Genomic DNA, 15,669 nt, shown 5'->3' on the forward strand with positions numbered 1-15,669 from the left:
ATCCTATTTGAGGTATTTTAGTGAACGCTACAACGTCTACTCATCATCCACTCCATATCGAAACCATTGGCCAAGGGCCAGATCTGGTGATGATCCACGGTTGGGGGGTTAATAGCGCCGTGTTTACGCCGCTGCATGAGCAACTGTCTGAGTATAGAGTGCACTATGTCGATCTGCCGGGTTTTGGCTTAAGCCAACCGATAGCGGGCGATTTATCTGCTTGGGTCGATGCGTTAATCAGTAGCTTACCCGCCAATGCAATTTGGGCTGGCTGGTCGCTGGGCGGTTTAGTGGCAACTCAAGCTGCCATTCGCTATCCATTGCAAATTAAAGGGTTAGTCACTATCGCCTCTTCCCCCTGTTTTATGGCAAGGGAAGAAGAAGCATGGCCCGGTATCCCGCCACAAGTACTCAGTATGTTTGGCGAACAGCTTGGGCAAAATTTACCAAAAACCATTGAACGTTTTTTAGCAATTCAAGCCATGGGCAGTGAAACAGCCAAAGACGATATCAAACAGCTACGGGATTTAGTCTTAGCTCGCCCACTTCCCGATGCTGCGGCATTAACTCAAGGCCTTGATATGCTGAATCAAGTTGATCTGAGACCGCAGCTATCGAGCATCAACCAACCTTGGCTGCGGATATGGGGCAGACTAGATGGACTCGTGCCCAAACGCGTCCAACCTAAAATGCCAACAGCAAGCCACATCACCGATGTGATGCTCGCCAAAGCATCCCACGCGCCATTCGTGTCACATAGGCAAGAATTCTTACAAGCACTCTTACCTTGGTTGGCACAATTCAAGGACTAATGCTTTATCTTTGTGCAATTAGTGGCTAGTATTTAACCATTAAGGCTACAAGGAATTTTTCATGCTGCTTGTCAGTAACTACCCCCAGGTTCCGCTAGCGACGACCAATGTCGCGACGGACTCGGCTCGGGTCGACAATCAGCTAAAACCAGTGGTTATCCCACCTCAGGCTGCGACTAAAGGCCATGAAGAACGCGCCTTTAACCCGCAAAATGAACGTACTGCAGACCAAGCTCAGCAACAGGCTCGATTACTTGAGCAAAATCAGCAACAAGTTCAACAAAAGCAGCAGCAACAGCAATCCTCGCAGCAACAGAGCCAGCAACAGCAGGAAAAGCAAGCTCCTATTGTTGCCGCTGATCGCGCGCTTCCCAAGACATTAAAAGTGCCTGTACGCGGCCCAGCCGCGCTGCAACGTAAGGATATTCGCCTCAAAGTCGGCCAACAAAATCCGAGACCAGCCAATACCAATGCCAAAATGGGTACAACAACGGCTCGTCAACCTATTCAGGGCGAATCACCTCAGTTTTATCAGCAGGTTGGCCAGCGTATTGGACAATATTATGCGCAGCAAACTCAGCCTGAGACCGAACCATCTATGTCGGCTTGGATTTAAAAAATGCTGATTTGAAAGATAAAAAATGCCGCTAATCAGCGGCATTTTTTATTCGGTTACTTACCCGAGCGATACAGCTCTTGCTGGTAGGCTAGGCTGCCCCACAGGGCCCAACTTAAGGCCTTTTTCTCTAGCGCCTGCGCCGCGGGTGCATAAGGCGTTAAGTGCTCAGTTTTTTCATCATATTGGAAACCTTGCGCCGCTTTCTCTGGCTGCAGGATCACCACATCCTTGCCTTCCATCAACGCAAAATTTTTGTCGTATTGCATCAGTGCACGTCCAGGCCAATCATCGCTGACCTGAGTTAAGTCACGCCCTAACATAGGGTAAGAGTCTGAAATACCAATCAAAGATAACAAGGTTGGCGGTAAGTCGATTTGACTCACGATACGGTGATCGCGTTTTGGTGCAACATTATCCCCAAGGATTAACCCAGGAATACGGAAACGCGATACTGGCACCAGATCCGCACCACCGACTCGACTGTCATGGTCAGCTACCACAATAAAGACCGTATCCTTCCAGTAGTCGGCATTTTTGGCCAGCTTAAAGAACTCACCAATTGCATAATCGGCATATTTTGCCGCGTTATTACGGGTTTGTTTAGGTTGCTCATACAGCTCAATACGGCCATCGGGGAATTCGAATGGATCGTGGTTACTCGAGCTAAACACTAAACTAAAGAACGGTTTACCTTCGCTATGCAGACGCTCAAACTCACTATTTGCCTTACGCATTAAATCTTCATCAGAAGCACCCCAAGAGCCGACAAACGCAGGAGATTTATAATCCTTCTGATCGATAATGTCGCTAAAACCATTCCCGAGGAAGAAGCTACGCATATTGTCAAAATGGCTCTCACCACCATAGATAAATTGGGTGGTATAGCCGTGATTTTTTAACAATTCAGCGATACTGAAGAAACCCGTCTGGCTCTTGCCTAATTTCACCACCGCACGGGCTGGCGTAGGGGTAAAACCAGTCGTAACAGCTTCAATTCCGCGCACAGAGCGTGTGCCAGTGGCGTAGAGATTATCGAAATACCAGCCTTCCTGTGAGAGGGCATCGATATTTGGCGTTAACGGCAAACCACCTAAACTCCCCACAAAACGGGCTCCCAGACTTTCTTGCAGCAGGATCACTAAATTTTTAGGCTTTCCGGTATAACTGGCTTGGTTAAAGCTCAGAGAGGGAAGTTCATTTGAGGTAAACGCACTCTCAGGGCGACCGCTCTCCTGCCTAATGACCTTGATAATCTCATCTTTGTCCAAGGAGCCATACACCTTAGAAGCATCTTCCTCACTGCCCATTTGTTTGATCGCAAATACTAAAGAATAAGCGGAGTTAATCACTAAGGAGTTTACTAATGGATCATCGGCAAATGCCACCATCGCAGGGTTAATCGGTCTATGACCTAAGGTTGAACGCGCACCCAATAGGGTCAAAATGATAACCAGCACGGCTAACACCGGGCGCCAATACCAACGGGGGAAACGGAGGTTTTTACACAACTTACCGCTCAATACCCAGCCGCCCCATAGGGTTGCGATACTCAGCACCACAGAAAAAATCAGCTCAAGCTTGCGTCCCGCCCACAGCATCGACAGCACTTCTTTGGGATAAATCAAATACTCCACATACAAACGATTAGGGCGAATGCCGTATTCCTCAATAAAAGCGGGCGTTGATACTTCGAGGAATAAGATAGTCCAGAGGCCTATGGTTAGCCATAAACGCAGAATCCATTGCCATGCTCGGCCAATCAAATGATCGCCCGAAAATATCGCCGTACCTAAAGCAGCCACACCCCATAACCAACATAGGGTTGCAATATCGACACGAATACCTTGCAGCAACAAATGCGACCAACCGTCAACAGCAGCTACACGTTCGCCCTGCCACAGGCCTAAACCGATTCGGCTAGCGGTAGCAATAGCCAGTACTAACAGACTGAAAATAAGAATGACGCGAAAGGGCCCGTGGGCGCCCTTGCGTCCACCAGCAGATAAACCTGACTGCATGTATTACCCCAAAAACATTAAACGCACACTCAGCTTTGGAGTGTCAATTTGAAAAATTACCAGAAGTTGCTATATGACAACCGATCTGGCTTAAGGTTGCATTAAATTGCCGCCTTTATATTACCTGTCGTAGCAAACATGCAACAATTTTGTGATTGAGGGGTAAAAAATGTCGACTCGGGCACATGCTAACACCCGAGTCGCATCGAGATGACTTACTTTTTCAGCTTAGCGAAAGCATCAGCAAAGGCATTGCCCATCGCCGCATTGACAGGGGCTGGCTTGGGTGCTGACCGCCCAGACTGAGGTTGTGATGATTTGTGCTGTGACGCTTTGTGCTGATTCGGTTTGTTACCCTGATGCTTACCCTGCACTGGCGTGCGAGTTTGCGACTTACTCTGATCAATCGCCTCATCCAGACGCATACTCAGGCCAATTCGGCGGCGCTCCACATCCACTTCCATCACCTTCACTTTTACCACATCACCCGCTTTGACCACGGTATGGGGATCGGTAATAAATTTGTCGGTTAATGACGAGATATGCACTAAACCATCTTGGTGCACGCCGATATCCACAAAGGCACCAAAGTTAGTCACGTTGGTGACAACGCCTTCAAGGATCATCTCAGGTTTCAGATCCTTAAGCTCTTCAACCCCATCTTTAAACTTAGCGGTTTTAAACTCGCCACGGGGGTCACGGCCAGGTTTATCCAGCTCGCTAAGGATGTCGGTCACTGTCGGCAGACCAAACTCAGGAGTCGTAAACTCCTGCGGTTTGATGTTGCGTAATAATTCTGAATTGCCAATAAGGCTCGCCACATCGACTTGTTTGGTCTTGGCAATCGTTTCGACCAGCGAATAGGCTTCCGGGTGAACCGCTGACATATCTAATGGATTATCGCCGTCACGAATACGTAAAAAGCCTGCGGCTTGCTCAAAGGCTTTAGGGCCTAAACGCGGTACTTTTAACAGCTCTTTACGATTTTTGAAGGCGCCGTTGGCATCGCGGTAATCCACCACGTTTTTGGCCAAGGTTTTATTTAAACCTGCAACTTGCGATAGCAAAGGCACAGACGCCATGTTTAAGTCCACGCCTACACCGTTTACACAATCCTCGACCACGGCTTCGAGCGAGCTAGAAAGCTGGCTTTGACTCACATCGTGTTGATATTGACCAACGCCGATAGACTTAGGCTCAATCTTCACCAGTTCCGCTAAGGGGTCCTGTAAACGACGGGCAATTGAGACCGCACCGCGAATCGAAACGTCTAGCTCAGGGAATTCTAATGCCGCCAGTTCTGATGCGGAATACACCGAGGCGCCCGCTTCGCTCACCATCACTTTGGTCAGCTGTGGTTGGCTGTCCTTGAGGCTGGCGATCAACTCAGCCGCTAATTTATCGGTTTCACGGGAGGCGGTGCCGTTACCAATCGCGATTAACTCTACCTTATGCATTTGCACTAAGTTGGCGAGGGTACGAATCGACTTGTCCCATAAATTCTGTGGTGCATGGGGGAAAATCGTGGTGTGTGCCACCAACTTACCCGTGTTATCCACCACGGCGACTTTAACGCCAGTACGTAGACCTGGGTCTAGGCCCATGGTTGCCTTGGCGCCCGCTGGCGCGGCCATCAGTAAATCACCCAAGTTACGGGCAAATACGTTAATGGCTTCCGCTTCGGCGCGCTCACGCATTTGCGAGATAAACTCGGTTTCCATTTGCAGGGCAATTTTAATTCGCCACGTGGCAGTAACGACCGTTTTGAGCCACTGATCCACACTGCTATCGCCCAGCTTTAAGCCTAAATGCTCACTAATAATGACTTCACAGTAACTGCCTTGACCCGCCTCTGCACCGGGATCGGCATTCATCGATAATGACAGGAAGCCTTCATTACGGCCACGGAGCATAGCTAAGGCGCGGTGAGATGGCACTTTGGCCAAAGGTTCGTTGTGCTCGAAATAATCGCGAAACTTCGCGCCTTCCTTCTCTTTGCCGGCAATAACACGGCTCTCTAACACACTGTTTTGGCTTAAATGTTCGCGAACTTTACGCAGTAATTCCGCATCTTCGGCGTAGCGCTCCATCAGGATATAACGGGCACCTTCCAATACCGCTTTGGTGTCGGCAAAACCCGCTTCTAGATTCAGATAACCCGCAGCCAATGCTTCAATATCGGCATTGCGATCCGCTAACAAGGTTTCGACCAGCGGCTCTAATCCCGCTTCAATGGCAATTTGGCCCTTAGTGCGACGCTTAGGTTTGAAGGGAAGATACAGATCCTCGAGACGCGTTTTACTATCGGCGCCTTCGATTTCCCGTTGCAGCTCAGGCGTTAATTTACCCTGCGCTTGAATGCTGGATAAAATCACCTGACGTCTGTCATTCAATTCACGCAAATAACCTAAACGGGTGTACAGCGTACGTAACTGGGTGTCGTCTAAACCACCAGTCGCCTCTTTACGATAACGGGCGACGAAGGGAACAGTGGCACCATTGTCGAGCAAATCTATGGTGGCAGTGACTTGATGCTCACGAACATTGAGTTCCTGAGCAATAATTTGGGCAATAGTCTGCATAAATAAAGTATCGTGCCTAACGGTTTGATTAATCCTAATTGCGCCCAAGATACCACAGGCGCAGTCGTTGTTTCATATGATGCGAGCGATTTGCCGCTGAAAATCGCCGAGAGTTTGATCTCGCGAGGTTTATTCCCCCTCGTCCGCGAGCGCCGAGTCAAGCAAGGTGTCGAACGGCGTATAACGGATTTCGTTGATATACCATGTCTTTGGGCCAGAGGGCGTTTGCACCACCACTTCATCATCAACTTGTTTGCCGATAAGCGCCCGTGCCATGGGGGAATCAATAGTGATATAACCCAGTTTAGTATCGAGCTCATCTTTACCGACAATCCGATAACGCACGCGCTCACCCGCGTCGTTTTCAAGCTCAAACCAAGCGCCAAAGTAAATTTTGCCTTCCTGCTGCGGAGAATAGTCGACAATTTTGAGTTCTTCGAGGCGCTTAACCAAATAGCGAACACGACTATCTATTTGACGCAAAAGCCTTTTGTTGTAAGTGTAATCCGCATTTTCACTTCGATCGCCCTGCGCGGCAGCCTCTTGCACTTTGAGGGTGATCTGCGGGCGATATTCCTTCCACAGGTATTTTAATTCTTTATCTAAGGTCATCCAGCCTTGGCGGGTGATCAAATGCGCTTTCATGTTAAGACTCTATAGTTAACTAAAACGAGCATAATTTTAAACAGGCATGGCACTGATGATACTCAGAGTCGCCGCCAAAGTTAAGGACTAGCAAAAAGCACCGCTGCCAGAAATGCCAATTTAGTTACAATTTCATATGTATAGTGAATATATTCAACGATTCCCATGCAATTTCATTTGCTTAGTATTAACATGAGTTGGCAATTTGTCGCATTCGACCGTGGTTGGCTTACATCATGAGCTAGTCGCTCAGATTGAATCCAGCTATATTAAGCGCATTCTTGGCAGATTCGTTTTCAATTTCAGCCAGTTAATCTTTGTTGTATGACGGCATAAAAAATAAAAGCAATAATCCGAGCAATTTAAGGACATCCCATGGGACAAGAAACCTCGAAAATCCTCGTTGTCGATGATGATATGCGCCTACGAGCACTACTCGAGCGTTACCTGATGGAGCAAGGCTATCAGGTACGCAGTGCGGCCAATGCTGAGCAGATGGACCGTTTACTGGAGCGAGAAAACTTTCATTTGATTGTGCTCGATCTGATGTTGCCCGGGGAAGATGGCTTATCTATCTGCCGTCGTCTGCGTCAACAGGGCAGCACCATTCCGATTGTTATGCTCACCGCCAAAGGCGATGAAGTCGACCGCATTATCGGCTTAGAACTCGGTGCCGATGATTATCTGCCAAAACCCTTTAACCCGCGGGAATTATTGGCGCGGATTAAAGCGGTGATGCGCCGCCAAATTCAGGATGTGCCCGGCGCGCCCGCGCAACAAGAAGCCGAAATTAGCTTTGGTGAGTTTTCCCTCGACCTAGCTACCCGTGAGATGTACCACGGTGATGAAGCCATCGCGCTGACCAGTGGCGAATTTGCAGTATTAAAAGTGTTAGTTACCCATCCACGGGAACCGTTATCGCGGGACAAACTGATGAACCTCGCCCGTGGTCGTGATTATTCGGCGCTCGAGCGCTCGATTGACGTGCAGGTATCGCGTCTACGGCGCTTAATTGAAAAAGACCCCGCTAATCCGCGCTACATTCAAACCGTGTGGGGATTAGGCTATGTATTTGTACCCGACGGTGCCGCCCGTCGATGAGCTGCTTTTGGCCTGTTGTTGACGCTTTTTTGGTACGACTATGAAACTTAAGTGGTGGCAGCGACTCCTTCCACGCAGCGCCTTTAGTCAAACGGTACTGCTAATTGGTTGTTTGCTGCTGATCAATCAGCTGGTGTCCTATGTCACTGTCGCTGTGTATGTGTTGAAACCCAGCTATCAACAAATCAACCAGTTAATCGCCCGTCAAATCAATCTGTTATTTGTCGATGGTGTCGATATCGGCCGCGAGCACTTAACCATAGTCGATGCGCTCAATGCCAAAGTCCGCGACGATGGCATGAAGGTGTATAACCAACAGCAAGCCCGTGAAGCGGGCATCGAACAAGCCACCTACTACGGTTTTTGGTCATCACAGATGTCAGAATATCTCGGTGGAGATGCCGAAGTCCGTGTCACCCACGGCAGTGTTTTGCAAATTTGGATCCGCCCACCGCAGGCGCCGTCTGTGTGGATTAAAGTGCCGCTGATTGGGCAAAATGTTTCCGACTTGTCGCCACTGACCTTGTACTTGATGGTGATCGGCGCACTCAGTGTTGCCGGCGGATGGTGGTTTGCTCGCCAGCAAAACAGACCATTAAGGCGCTTACAAAAAGCCGCGATCTCGGTGTCCCGTGGCGAGTTTCCCGATCCTTTGCCGCTTAAAGGCTCCAGCGAACTGGTGGAAGTCACCAACGCCTTTAACCAGATGGCCCATAGTATGAAGCAGCTAGAGCAAGATCGTGCACTGTTGATGGCGGGTATTTCCCACGATTTGCGCACGCCGCTGACCCGCATCCGCCTTGCCTCTGAGATGATGGTTGAAGAAGATCAATATCTTAAAGACGGTATCGTCAACGATATTGAAGATATGGATGCCATTATCAGCCAATTTATTGCCTATATTCGCCAAGATCAGGAAGCCAGCCGCGAGCCCGGGCAAATCAATAAACTCATTCAAGATATTGCCCAAGCCGAAGCCAACCGCGACGGTGAAATTGAAGTCGTGCTGAGCGATTGCCCCGAGGCCTTATTTCAAGGGCTGGCGATTAAGCGGGTGTTGAGCAACTTAGTTGAAAACGCCTTTCGTTATGGCTCCGGCTGGGTGCGGATAAGCTCGCAATTTGACGGCAAACGCATCGGCTTTAGCGTTGAAGATAATGGCCCTGGGATAGATGAATCACAAATTCCTACACTGTTTCAACCTTTTACCCAAGGTGATATTGCCCGTGGCAGTGTCGGCTCAGGGCTTGGGCTCGCCATCATCAAACGAATTATCGACCGCCACCAAGGCCAAATTACCCTCTCGAATCGCGCCGCAGGCGGTTTAAAAGCCCAAGTTTGGCTACCGCTAGAATAATCCCCAAATCATAATGACAACGCTGACATTTGATTGGTTCTGTCATATTTATGTCACGCGAAATTCATAAACTTTAGGCAGTTAACTTACCTTAAGTTTCCAATGAAGATTGCATCATGAAGATTTCGACCTTGTCACGTACTGCTTCGGCGCTGTTGTTATTGCTTGCGGCATTATTAGCAGCAGTAGTACTTTGGAGTAGCGATCAAAGACAGCAGATTGAGCAACAAACCCAAGTACTCCAAGGCCTGCAACAGGACTTTCTCGTAGGCGTGCGCCGCGATCTTGATGGCTATTTAACCAGCGGCAACGCGACCCAACTCGAAGAAGCCAAAGCCAAGCTGAGTAAAATCAAAAACCAACTCAGCGAACTCAACCTTGCCGCATCAGGCAATGCCGATGAGGAATTACAGGTAGGCCTGAATCAATTCATTCAAGACTTAGACACTAAATACCGCGCGGCGGGCAAACTAGCAGGTAACCCAAGACAACTGCTGGCCCACGCAGAATCCGAAATGCTCGACTATAACCGCAGGCTTGGTAGCTATGCCGACAAAGGCTTAGCCGTTAATCCAGCAATAGCCGAGCAATATTTGCAATTAAGCCGTGACTTTCCCAGTATTGTTTATCAACTGTCGCAGCTTACCGATGGCTATCTCATTGATAAAAATCAGCAACTTAAGAATATTCTCGACAGCACCAGTAAAGCGCTTAACCAATGGCGCGATCAACTCAACACCCTGCCATTAATCGGCGTATATGAACAACAGGAAGCCGATGAATTTGCCCTCGGTGCAAGTGAGCCGCAGCAAATTGAAGTGGGCGAAAATGATCGCAACGAGCTGCTAAGCCTTGCCAATCGATACAATAAAGAAGTCGCCAACACCCACCAATTGCTGCAAGCCAATCAGGAGATGCAAGCGCAATTAATTCAAGCGATTGGCAGAGTTGAACAGCAGCTCATTGCCCTCGGTGAAGCCCAAGCGGCCAAAAACCAACAGCTCAAATATGAGTTACAAGTCATTCTTTATGCGATGGTTTCGATTATGGCGCTGTTTGCTATCGGCTATTTAATCCTGCAACAGAACCGCGTGGTTAACCCCCTTAAACGCCTCAATCAAGCCTTTATGCAATTAAGCGAGTCCAACAGCCGTGAACGTTTGGACATCAATCGCCGCTGCGAAACCGGCCAAATTGCAGGGCATTTTAATCAGCTACTGCATCGTTTTGAACAGGAAGATGAACTCCAGCGCCAACAAATGACTAAGGTTTCTCAATCCTTAAGTCAGCTGGTTGCACGCATTACCCAACTGTCGCAGCACACCGAACACACTCAGACCATAGTCGCCGACACGCAGTCGCAAACCGAGCATATCCGTAGCCTCGCCAATGAGGTCAGCCATACCTCGGCCATTGTTGAACAAAGCGCGGCCGAAACCATGCGCCAAATGCAGTCGAGCCAAGCCGAGGCCGAAGCGGTACTGAGTGCCACAGAGCAAACCCAAACGGCGGTTGGCCTTTGCCATGCCTCGCTCGAAAGTCTTAATAACTCGGTAGCAGATGTGGCTAAAATCATTGATGTAATTGGCAATATCGCCGAGCAAACTAATTTACTGGCACTTAATGCCGCTATCGAAGCCGCCCGAGCAGGCGAGCAAGGTCGCGGTTTTGCCGTGGTCGCCGATGAGGTGCGCAGCCTTAGCCAACGTACTCAGGTATCGTTAAATGAAATTGTGAAAATCCTGCATCAGCTCACCCAATCTAACCTTGCTCTCGGCGAGAGTGTCGATGGCATTGCCCAAGCGACCAATAGCCAAAAACAGCGGGCACAGAGCCTATGGCAAATGGCACAAACCGCACAAAATCAAGCGAGTGAAATGGCCAATACCGCCAAACAAGGCTCGCTCAACGCCAAGGAACAGGTGGATTACCTCGATGAATTTGTTCGCAGCATGGATAACCTGAAAGACCAAGCGCAAACCAGTTCGCAGCAGAGCGAAGTCATCGCCCAAGAAGTGCAGCAAAGCGTGGAAAATATCGAAACCAGTTTAGGTATTGCCGACAGTCGTGTCGTGCCAATGCGTGCGGCTTAAACTTAAGCACATAAAAATGGCAGCAAGAGATCAATCTCGCTGCCATTTGCAGGGGTTAACGAGCATTAGTCGTCAATGCGGCAACTGTGGATTTGCATGCCGTCAAACTGACATTCCACATTAACCCATTTACCATCAAAGGTTGCTAATGAGGCATCACTAGCATGGTAACCCCACAGACTGTTCTGGCTCACCTTTCCGGTTAACTCCAGTTCATTACTCTGCTGTTCAAGATCAATTTCCTTCACTAGCCATTGGCCATCGGCTAATTCAACACCTTCAATTTGCAGCCATTTTTGATCAAGGGTTGCAAGGGTTAAGCCATCATCAAACTGGGTTCTCGCGTCGATAATAAAGGTAACGCCATTAATTTGTAGCTGGTTATTGCTATCGAGCGTAGCTCGCCCTTCAAGCTCAAACTTGTTACCTAAATCGGGTAATGGGTCACCCGCATCTGAACTTTCAAAGTCGACCTCTTTGGCCCACAGGCCCTGCGCAGTAGATTGAATATCCACCTCTAGGCGCTTACCTTCCAGCAAATTGGCGCGATTACCATCTTCAAATTGAGTCTGTTCATTCACATAGAGTCGTGTGCGGCTATTAAGCTCAAACTGGCTCTTGTCTTGGTTAACCCAAGTTACTGTGCCCTCTAACTCCATCTCGTTGAACGTCGGCGCATCATTCGCATCTTCCACCTCGACTTCATGGGCCCTAAATACGGCGCCTTCCAATTTACCTTCAACCTCAACCCACACGCCTTCGGCGAGCTGCCCCTCTGGGGTGATACCAGCGTAATCGATCAAGGCTGAGCCTAGGCGGAATTGCTGCGCAACAGGATCAAGCTCTGTTACTCGACCTTCGATTTCAGCAATTGCGAGATTCGGGAAAAGGTTAATCGACTCTACCTGCCATTGTCCGACCACTGTGGGGTAGCCATTTACCGCTACCCAATCGCCCTTTTTATATTGGCTAGCTGATGCAACGGCTAACTGTATGCCATTGACCGTAATATTATTTTGATTGATGGCACTGATTTCACCGACCAGCGCAGGATCGACAGCAACCGTTTTAGCCTGCTGACCTTGGTTAACCAAATCTAGGCGCATCCCCACTTGAATAGCTTTTGCATCCAGTGGCTGTTGTTGATAACGAATATCTGCATTGGCGATATTAATCTTGTATCCATTCACAGTGATCTGTTGATGGTCTGCGGACACTTGAGTCACAGTCCCCATCACTTTAGCGGGTAAATTCGCGGGAGGTGGCGCCACATCCGTTGATGAACCATCGCTACCACAGGCGGTTAATAGTAATGCGCTAATACCTATACCTACTAAGTGCTTATTCATTTTTTCTCCCTTATTTACCTTGTTAAATCAACGGCTGGCATCTTAGTATGGGAAACGTCAAGCAAACGTGAAGAAATGAAGATAAGCAATGAAAGTATTAATTGTTGATGACAATCATGATGTTATAGAAACAATCATGGACTATTTAACCCTCGAAGGCATTATTGCTGACTGCGCCTATCACGGTGAAAGCGCCATCAATTTAATACAGCAAAACCATTATGACGTGATCATTATGGATATTATGATGCCCAAATTAGACGGTATTCGTACGGTCAAAAAACTGCGCGAAGAGCTGTTTTGTAATACGCCGATTTTGTTCTTAACCGCCAGAGATAGCCTGCAGGACAAAATTGACTCCTTTACCTCGGGCGGTGATGACTTTTTAAATAAACCCTTCGCCATGGAAGAACTATGCCTGCGTCTACGGTCACTACATAATCGCGGGCCGCGTTTAGATGTAGGTATATTGCGCTTTGGTGAAATCAGCTTAAATGTCGCAACGCAGCAAGTATGCCGCGCGGGTAAGGAAATCAAGCTGAGTAAAATCCAACGCACGATTTTGACGCTACTGCTCAAACATGCCCCCGCCATTGTGAGTAAAGAACAAGTTATCGATGCGGTTTGGGGTGACGAAGCACCCTGTAGCGACGCGCTTCGTAGCCATATTTACGGCCTGCGTAGTGCATTGGATAAGGGCTTTACAGATTCCAAACTAGAGACGATTCATGGCCAAGGTTACCGACTCCTCCCCTAAGCCATTACCGAGCTTATACAAAAAAATTCGCCTAACGTTTTTAGTGCTAACGAGCCTAATGTTCGCGATTTTCTGGGGTTTGATTTATATCGCCGAAGAACAAATTGAGGTCATTAGCCTTGAACACAAACTGGCGACCGAAACCCGCGAATACCAAAAAAACTATCAACGATTTGGCGATAAAGCTCAGCTCCCCGATATCCACGAACTCACCACCTATTGGAGCAAAGAGTTTGTGCCGCAATGGCTGCAAGCTTATCAACAAACGGGTTTTTATGAGCACCAATTGGGCGCCGAAGATAAGCACTTTTTGATTTCGCCGCACCCATCAGGACAAGGTTTATTGTATGTGGTGTATAAGGATGATGCGGATGACTTTCTCGATGGATATGAGGACAGGCTGCATATTTTGATATCCTTCTTCGGGGTAGGTTTACTGCTGTTCATCATGGCCTATGGCTTATATTTTGTGCGGCTACTATCGGCACCATTTTTTGAAATTGAACGCAAAATCAATGCGCTGACGCCAGAGGAGCCAAGCTTTATCCCTAGCACGCCCTACCGTGAAACCCGCCATATAGAACAAACGCTACTGGAAAATAAAGCCAAAATTGCCGCCTATTTTACTCGGGAGCAGGAGTTTAGCCGCTTTGCCTCCCATGAACTACGCACGCCCATTATGGTGATCCAAGGCTCGACAGAATTACTTAAAAAACTGCCAAACAACGGGAGCGAAGCTCAGCAGCGGATCGCCAACAAAGCCATTGCCCGCATTGATTACGCAAGCCAACAGATGAAAACCCTCACCGAAACCTTTTTATTATTAGGTAAGGAACAGATTGAATCGCAACACTATGACCAAGTTGATTTAGCCGCACGCCTTACGCAGCTATTAAGTGAAATGGCGCAGCATTTTGCCAAACACGAAATCCGCTATCAGCTCAGCGTTAACCAAAATACTGCCATTTGCGCACCGGTGAGTTTTGTGGACATAGTGATAGGCAACTTAATTAAAAATGCCTTTAACTACAGCAGTGGCGATATTGAAATCACGCTGAATAACAATCAACTAACCATAAAAAATCCGCTTAGCCACCACAGCGCCGAGCCCACGGGCTATGGCTGTGGTTTGATTATTATTGAACGTATCTGCGAGCGCATGGGGTGGCACTTTTTGGCCCAAAGCCTAGGGAATGACTATCTGGCAACAATCCAATTTATGGATAACGGCGAGCCACAACAGCATCTAAATGAATCCGCTTAAATTCTTCACAACTGCTTCACGCTCGTCTTGGCATGATACTCGCCGTAGATGAGTCGCCCAGCGGCGTAAGATTAGAAAGAGGACATTTAGATGAATAAAATCACCTTAAGCATGTTAGCAATCACATTGTCATTGAGTGCCTTGTACAGCCAAGCTGGATTTCAACCAACAACGGGCGAACCCCAATTACGTGGCGGCTTTCAAGGCCCCAGCGCACGGCAAATTATTCATGATGTCGTCAGTGCGCTCAATGCCAGCGATGACACTCAAGTGGAGTTAACCGGCCATATCATGTCTTCAATTGGCCACGATGATTATATTTTCCGTGACAGCACGGGCGAGATTAAAATTGAAATTGACGATGATCTGTGGCTCGGACATACCGTCACGCCTGAAACCCAAGTCATTATTCGCGGTGAAGTGGATAAGGACTGGTCAGAAGTCACTATCGATGCCGACAGCATTCAACTCGTTCAATAACCGTATAAAAAAGCCCGAATAAAAAGCCAGCCTCATCTAGGCTGGCTATTGTTCTCGCTCAAGCAAGCGGCACATCAGCCCCATAAGCGCAGGGGCATCCGCTTATCTTAACTTAAAGCCGCCAACACCACTTCGGCCTTGCTCACCTCGAATGACTTAGGTGCTTCAACATTCAGTAACGTTACCACGCCATCATCGATAATCATCGCATAACGTTGTGAACGCACACCGCCAAAGCCTGCAGTATCCATCTCGAGTCCGAGCGCCTTAGTAAAGCTGGCGTCACCATCGGCAAGCATCAGTAACTCAGACGCATTTTGCGCTTCGCCCCACGCTTTCATCACAAAGGCATCGTTTACCGATACACAGGCAATTAAATCAACGCCTTTGGCTTTAAACTGATCGGCCAGCACCACATAACCTGGCAAATGTGCTTCAGAACAGGTTGGAGTGAAAGCACCAGGCACTGCAAATAACACCACTTTTTTACCCGCAAACAGCTCAGTAACTTGATGATTTACCATGCCATCTTTTGTTAATTGGCTTAGCGTCGCCGCTGGTAATTTTTGACCTTGAGCAATCATGTCTCTCT

13 protein-coding genes are annotated in these 15,669 nt (G+C 48.3%); 8 read left to right on the top strand and 5 right to left on the bottom strand.

The features are described from left to right. The first annotated feature begins 20 nt into the window (after positions 1 to 20). On the top strand, positions 21 to 812 hold the full coding sequence (gene bioH / locus FJD32_RS21755; protein ID WP_037431261.1) for a pimeloyl-ACP methyl ester esterase BioH: 792 nt from the start codon (positions 21 to 23) through the stop codon (positions 810 to 812). 61 nt (positions 813 to 873) lie between these two features. After that, complete coding sequence (locus FJD32_RS21760) at positions 874 to 1,428, top strand: hypothetical protein (RefSeq protein WP_037431259.1); 555 nt, start codon at positions 874 to 876, stop codon at positions 1,426 to 1,428. Positions 1,429 to 1,484: 56 nt separating this feature from the next. Here the strand turns inward: FJD32_RS21760 and FJD32_RS21765 are convergent, their stop codons facing one another. From FJD32_RS21765 to greB, 3 genes are all read right to left on the bottom strand, one after another. Beyond that, positions 1,485 to 3,449: an LTA synthase family protein gene (locus FJD32_RS21765; protein WP_099457230.1), complete on the bottom strand. Its 1,965-nt coding sequence runs from the start codon at positions 3,447 to 3,449 to the stop codon at positions 1,485 to 1,487. A gap of 215 nt (positions 3,450 to 3,664) precedes the next feature. Then, a complete protein-coding gene (locus FJD32_RS21770; protein ID WP_055646993.1) occupies positions 3,665 to 6,031 on the bottom strand; it encodes a Tex family protein in 2,367 nt (788 codons plus the stop codon). Between the two features lie 129 nt (positions 6,032 to 6,160). Beyond that, positions 6,161 to 6,676, bottom strand: coding sequence for a transcription elongation factor GreB (greB, locus tag FJD32_RS21775; RefSeq protein ID WP_037427391.1), 516 nt, complete (start codon positions 6,674 to 6,676; stop codon positions 6,161 to 6,163). A gap of 375 nt (positions 6,677 to 7,051) precedes the next feature. Between greB and ompR the strand changes: the two genes are divergently transcribed. From ompR to FJD32_RS21790, 3 genes are all read left to right on the top strand, one after another. After that, positions 7,052 to 7,777, top strand: a complete 726-nt coding sequence (ompR, locus tag FJD32_RS21780; RefSeq protein WP_037423742.1) for a two-component system response regulator OmpR — start codon at positions 7,052 to 7,054, stop codon at positions 7,775 to 7,777. A gap of 40 nt (positions 7,778 to 7,817) precedes the next feature. Next, positions 7,818 to 9,134, top strand: a complete 1,317-nt coding sequence (gene envZ / locus FJD32_RS21785) for a two-component system sensor histidine kinase EnvZ (RefSeq protein WP_037427393.1) — start codon at positions 7,818 to 7,820, stop codon at positions 9,132 to 9,134. A 116-nt stretch (positions 9,135 to 9,250) separates the two neighbouring features. Beyond that, positions 9,251 to 11,227 carry a methyl-accepting chemotaxis protein gene (locus FJD32_RS21790; RefSeq protein WP_140906959.1) on the top strand — a complete coding sequence of 659 codons (1,977 nt, stop codon included), beginning with the start codon at positions 9,251 to 9,253 and terminating at the stop codon, positions 11,225 to 11,227. Between the two features lie 65 nt (positions 11,228 to 11,292). Here FJD32_RS21790 and FJD32_RS21795 read toward each other — a convergent pair whose 3' ends face one another. Next, positions 11,293 to 12,576: a DUF5666 domain-containing protein gene (locus tag FJD32_RS21795; protein ID WP_099457228.1), complete on the bottom strand. Its 1,284-nt coding sequence runs from the start codon at positions 12,574 to 12,576 to the stop codon at positions 11,293 to 11,295. An 88-nt stretch (positions 12,577 to 12,664) separates the two neighbouring features. Between FJD32_RS21795 and FJD32_RS21800 the strand changes: the two genes are divergently transcribed. The 3 genes from FJD32_RS21800 to FJD32_RS21810 all read left to right on the top strand — a co-directional run bounded on the left by FJD32_RS21800 (position 12,665) and on the right by FJD32_RS21810 (position 15,077). Then, positions 12,665 to 13,333 (top strand): response regulator transcription factor, encoded by a 669-nt coding sequence (locus FJD32_RS21800; RefSeq protein ID WP_037423754.1) that lies wholly within the window; start codon positions 12,665 to 12,667, stop codon positions 13,331 to 13,333. Beyond that, positions 13,305 to 14,597, top strand: a complete 1,293-nt coding sequence (locus FJD32_RS21805; protein ID WP_099457227.1) for a HAMP domain-containing sensor histidine kinase — start codon at positions 13,305 to 13,307, stop codon at positions 14,595 to 14,597. Before FJD32_RS21800 ends, FJD32_RS21805 begins: the two co-directional genes overlap by 29 nt. A gap of 90 nt (positions 14,598 to 14,687) precedes the next feature. After that, positions 14,688 to 15,077: a NirD/YgiW/YdeI family stress tolerance protein gene (locus tag FJD32_RS21810; RefSeq protein WP_069453966.1), complete on the top strand. Its 390-nt coding sequence runs from the start codon at positions 14,688 to 14,690 to the stop codon at positions 15,075 to 15,077. A gap of 107 nt (positions 15,078 to 15,184) precedes the next feature. Here FJD32_RS21810 and FJD32_RS21815 read toward each other — a convergent pair whose 3' ends face one another. Continuing rightward, positions 15,185 to 15,661, bottom strand: coding sequence for a peroxiredoxin (locus tag FJD32_RS21815; RefSeq protein ID WP_037423763.1), 477 nt, complete (start codon positions 15,659 to 15,661; stop codon positions 15,185 to 15,187). Positions 15,662 to 15,669: the final 8 nt, after the last annotated feature.

Source organism: Shewanella sp. LC6 (assembly GCF_006385735.2).
Taxonomy (GTDB): Bacteria; Pseudomonadota; Gammaproteobacteria; order Enterobacterales; family Shewanellaceae; genus Shewanella; species Shewanella xiamenensis.

Bases quoted from the DNA above. Each gene is read 5' to 3' on its own strand.
- FJD32_RS21760 (WP_037431259.1), top strand. From the start codon at position 874: ATGCTGCTTGTCAGTAACTACCCCCAGGTTCCGCTAGCGACGACCAAT.
- FJD32_RS21765 (WP_099457230.1), bottom strand. From the start codon at position 3,449: ATGCAGTCAGGTTTATCTGCTGGTGGACGCAAGGGCGCCCACGGGCCC.
- FJD32_RS21770 (WP_055646993.1), bottom strand. From the start codon at position 6,031: ATGCAGACTATTGCCCAAATTATTGCTCAGGAACTCAATGTTCGTGAG.
- greB (WP_037427391.1), bottom strand. From the start codon at position 6,676: ATGAAAGCGCATTTGATCACCCGCCAAGGCTGGATGACCTTAGATAAA.
- ompR (WP_037423742.1), top strand. From the start codon at position 7,052: ATGGGACAAGAAACCTCGAAAATCCTCGTTGTCGATGATGATATGCGC.
- envZ (WP_037427393.1), top strand. From the start codon at position 7,818: ATGAAACTTAAGTGGTGGCAGCGACTCCTTCCACGCAGCGCCTTTAGT.
- FJD32_RS21790 (WP_140906959.1), top strand. From the start codon at position 9,251: ATGAAGATTTCGACCTTGTCACGTACTGCTTCGGCGCTGTTGTTATTG.
- FJD32_RS21795 (WP_099457228.1), bottom strand. From the start codon at position 12,576: ATGAATAAGCACTTAGTAGGTATAGGTATTAGCGCATTACTATTAACC.
- FJD32_RS21800 (WP_037423754.1), top strand. From the start codon at position 12,665: ATGAAAGTATTAATTGTTGATGACAATCATGATGTTATAGAAACAATC.
- FJD32_RS21805 (WP_099457227.1), top strand. From the start codon at position 13,305: ATGGCCAAGGTTACCGACTCCTCCCCTAAGCCATTACCGAGCTTATAC.
- FJD32_RS21810 (WP_069453966.1), top strand. From the start codon at position 14,688: ATGAATAAAATCACCTTAAGCATGTTAGCAATCACATTGTCATTGAGT.
- FJD32_RS21815 (WP_037423763.1), bottom strand. From the start codon at position 15,661: ATGATTGCTCAAGGTCAAAAATTACCAGCGGCGACGCTAAGCCAATTA.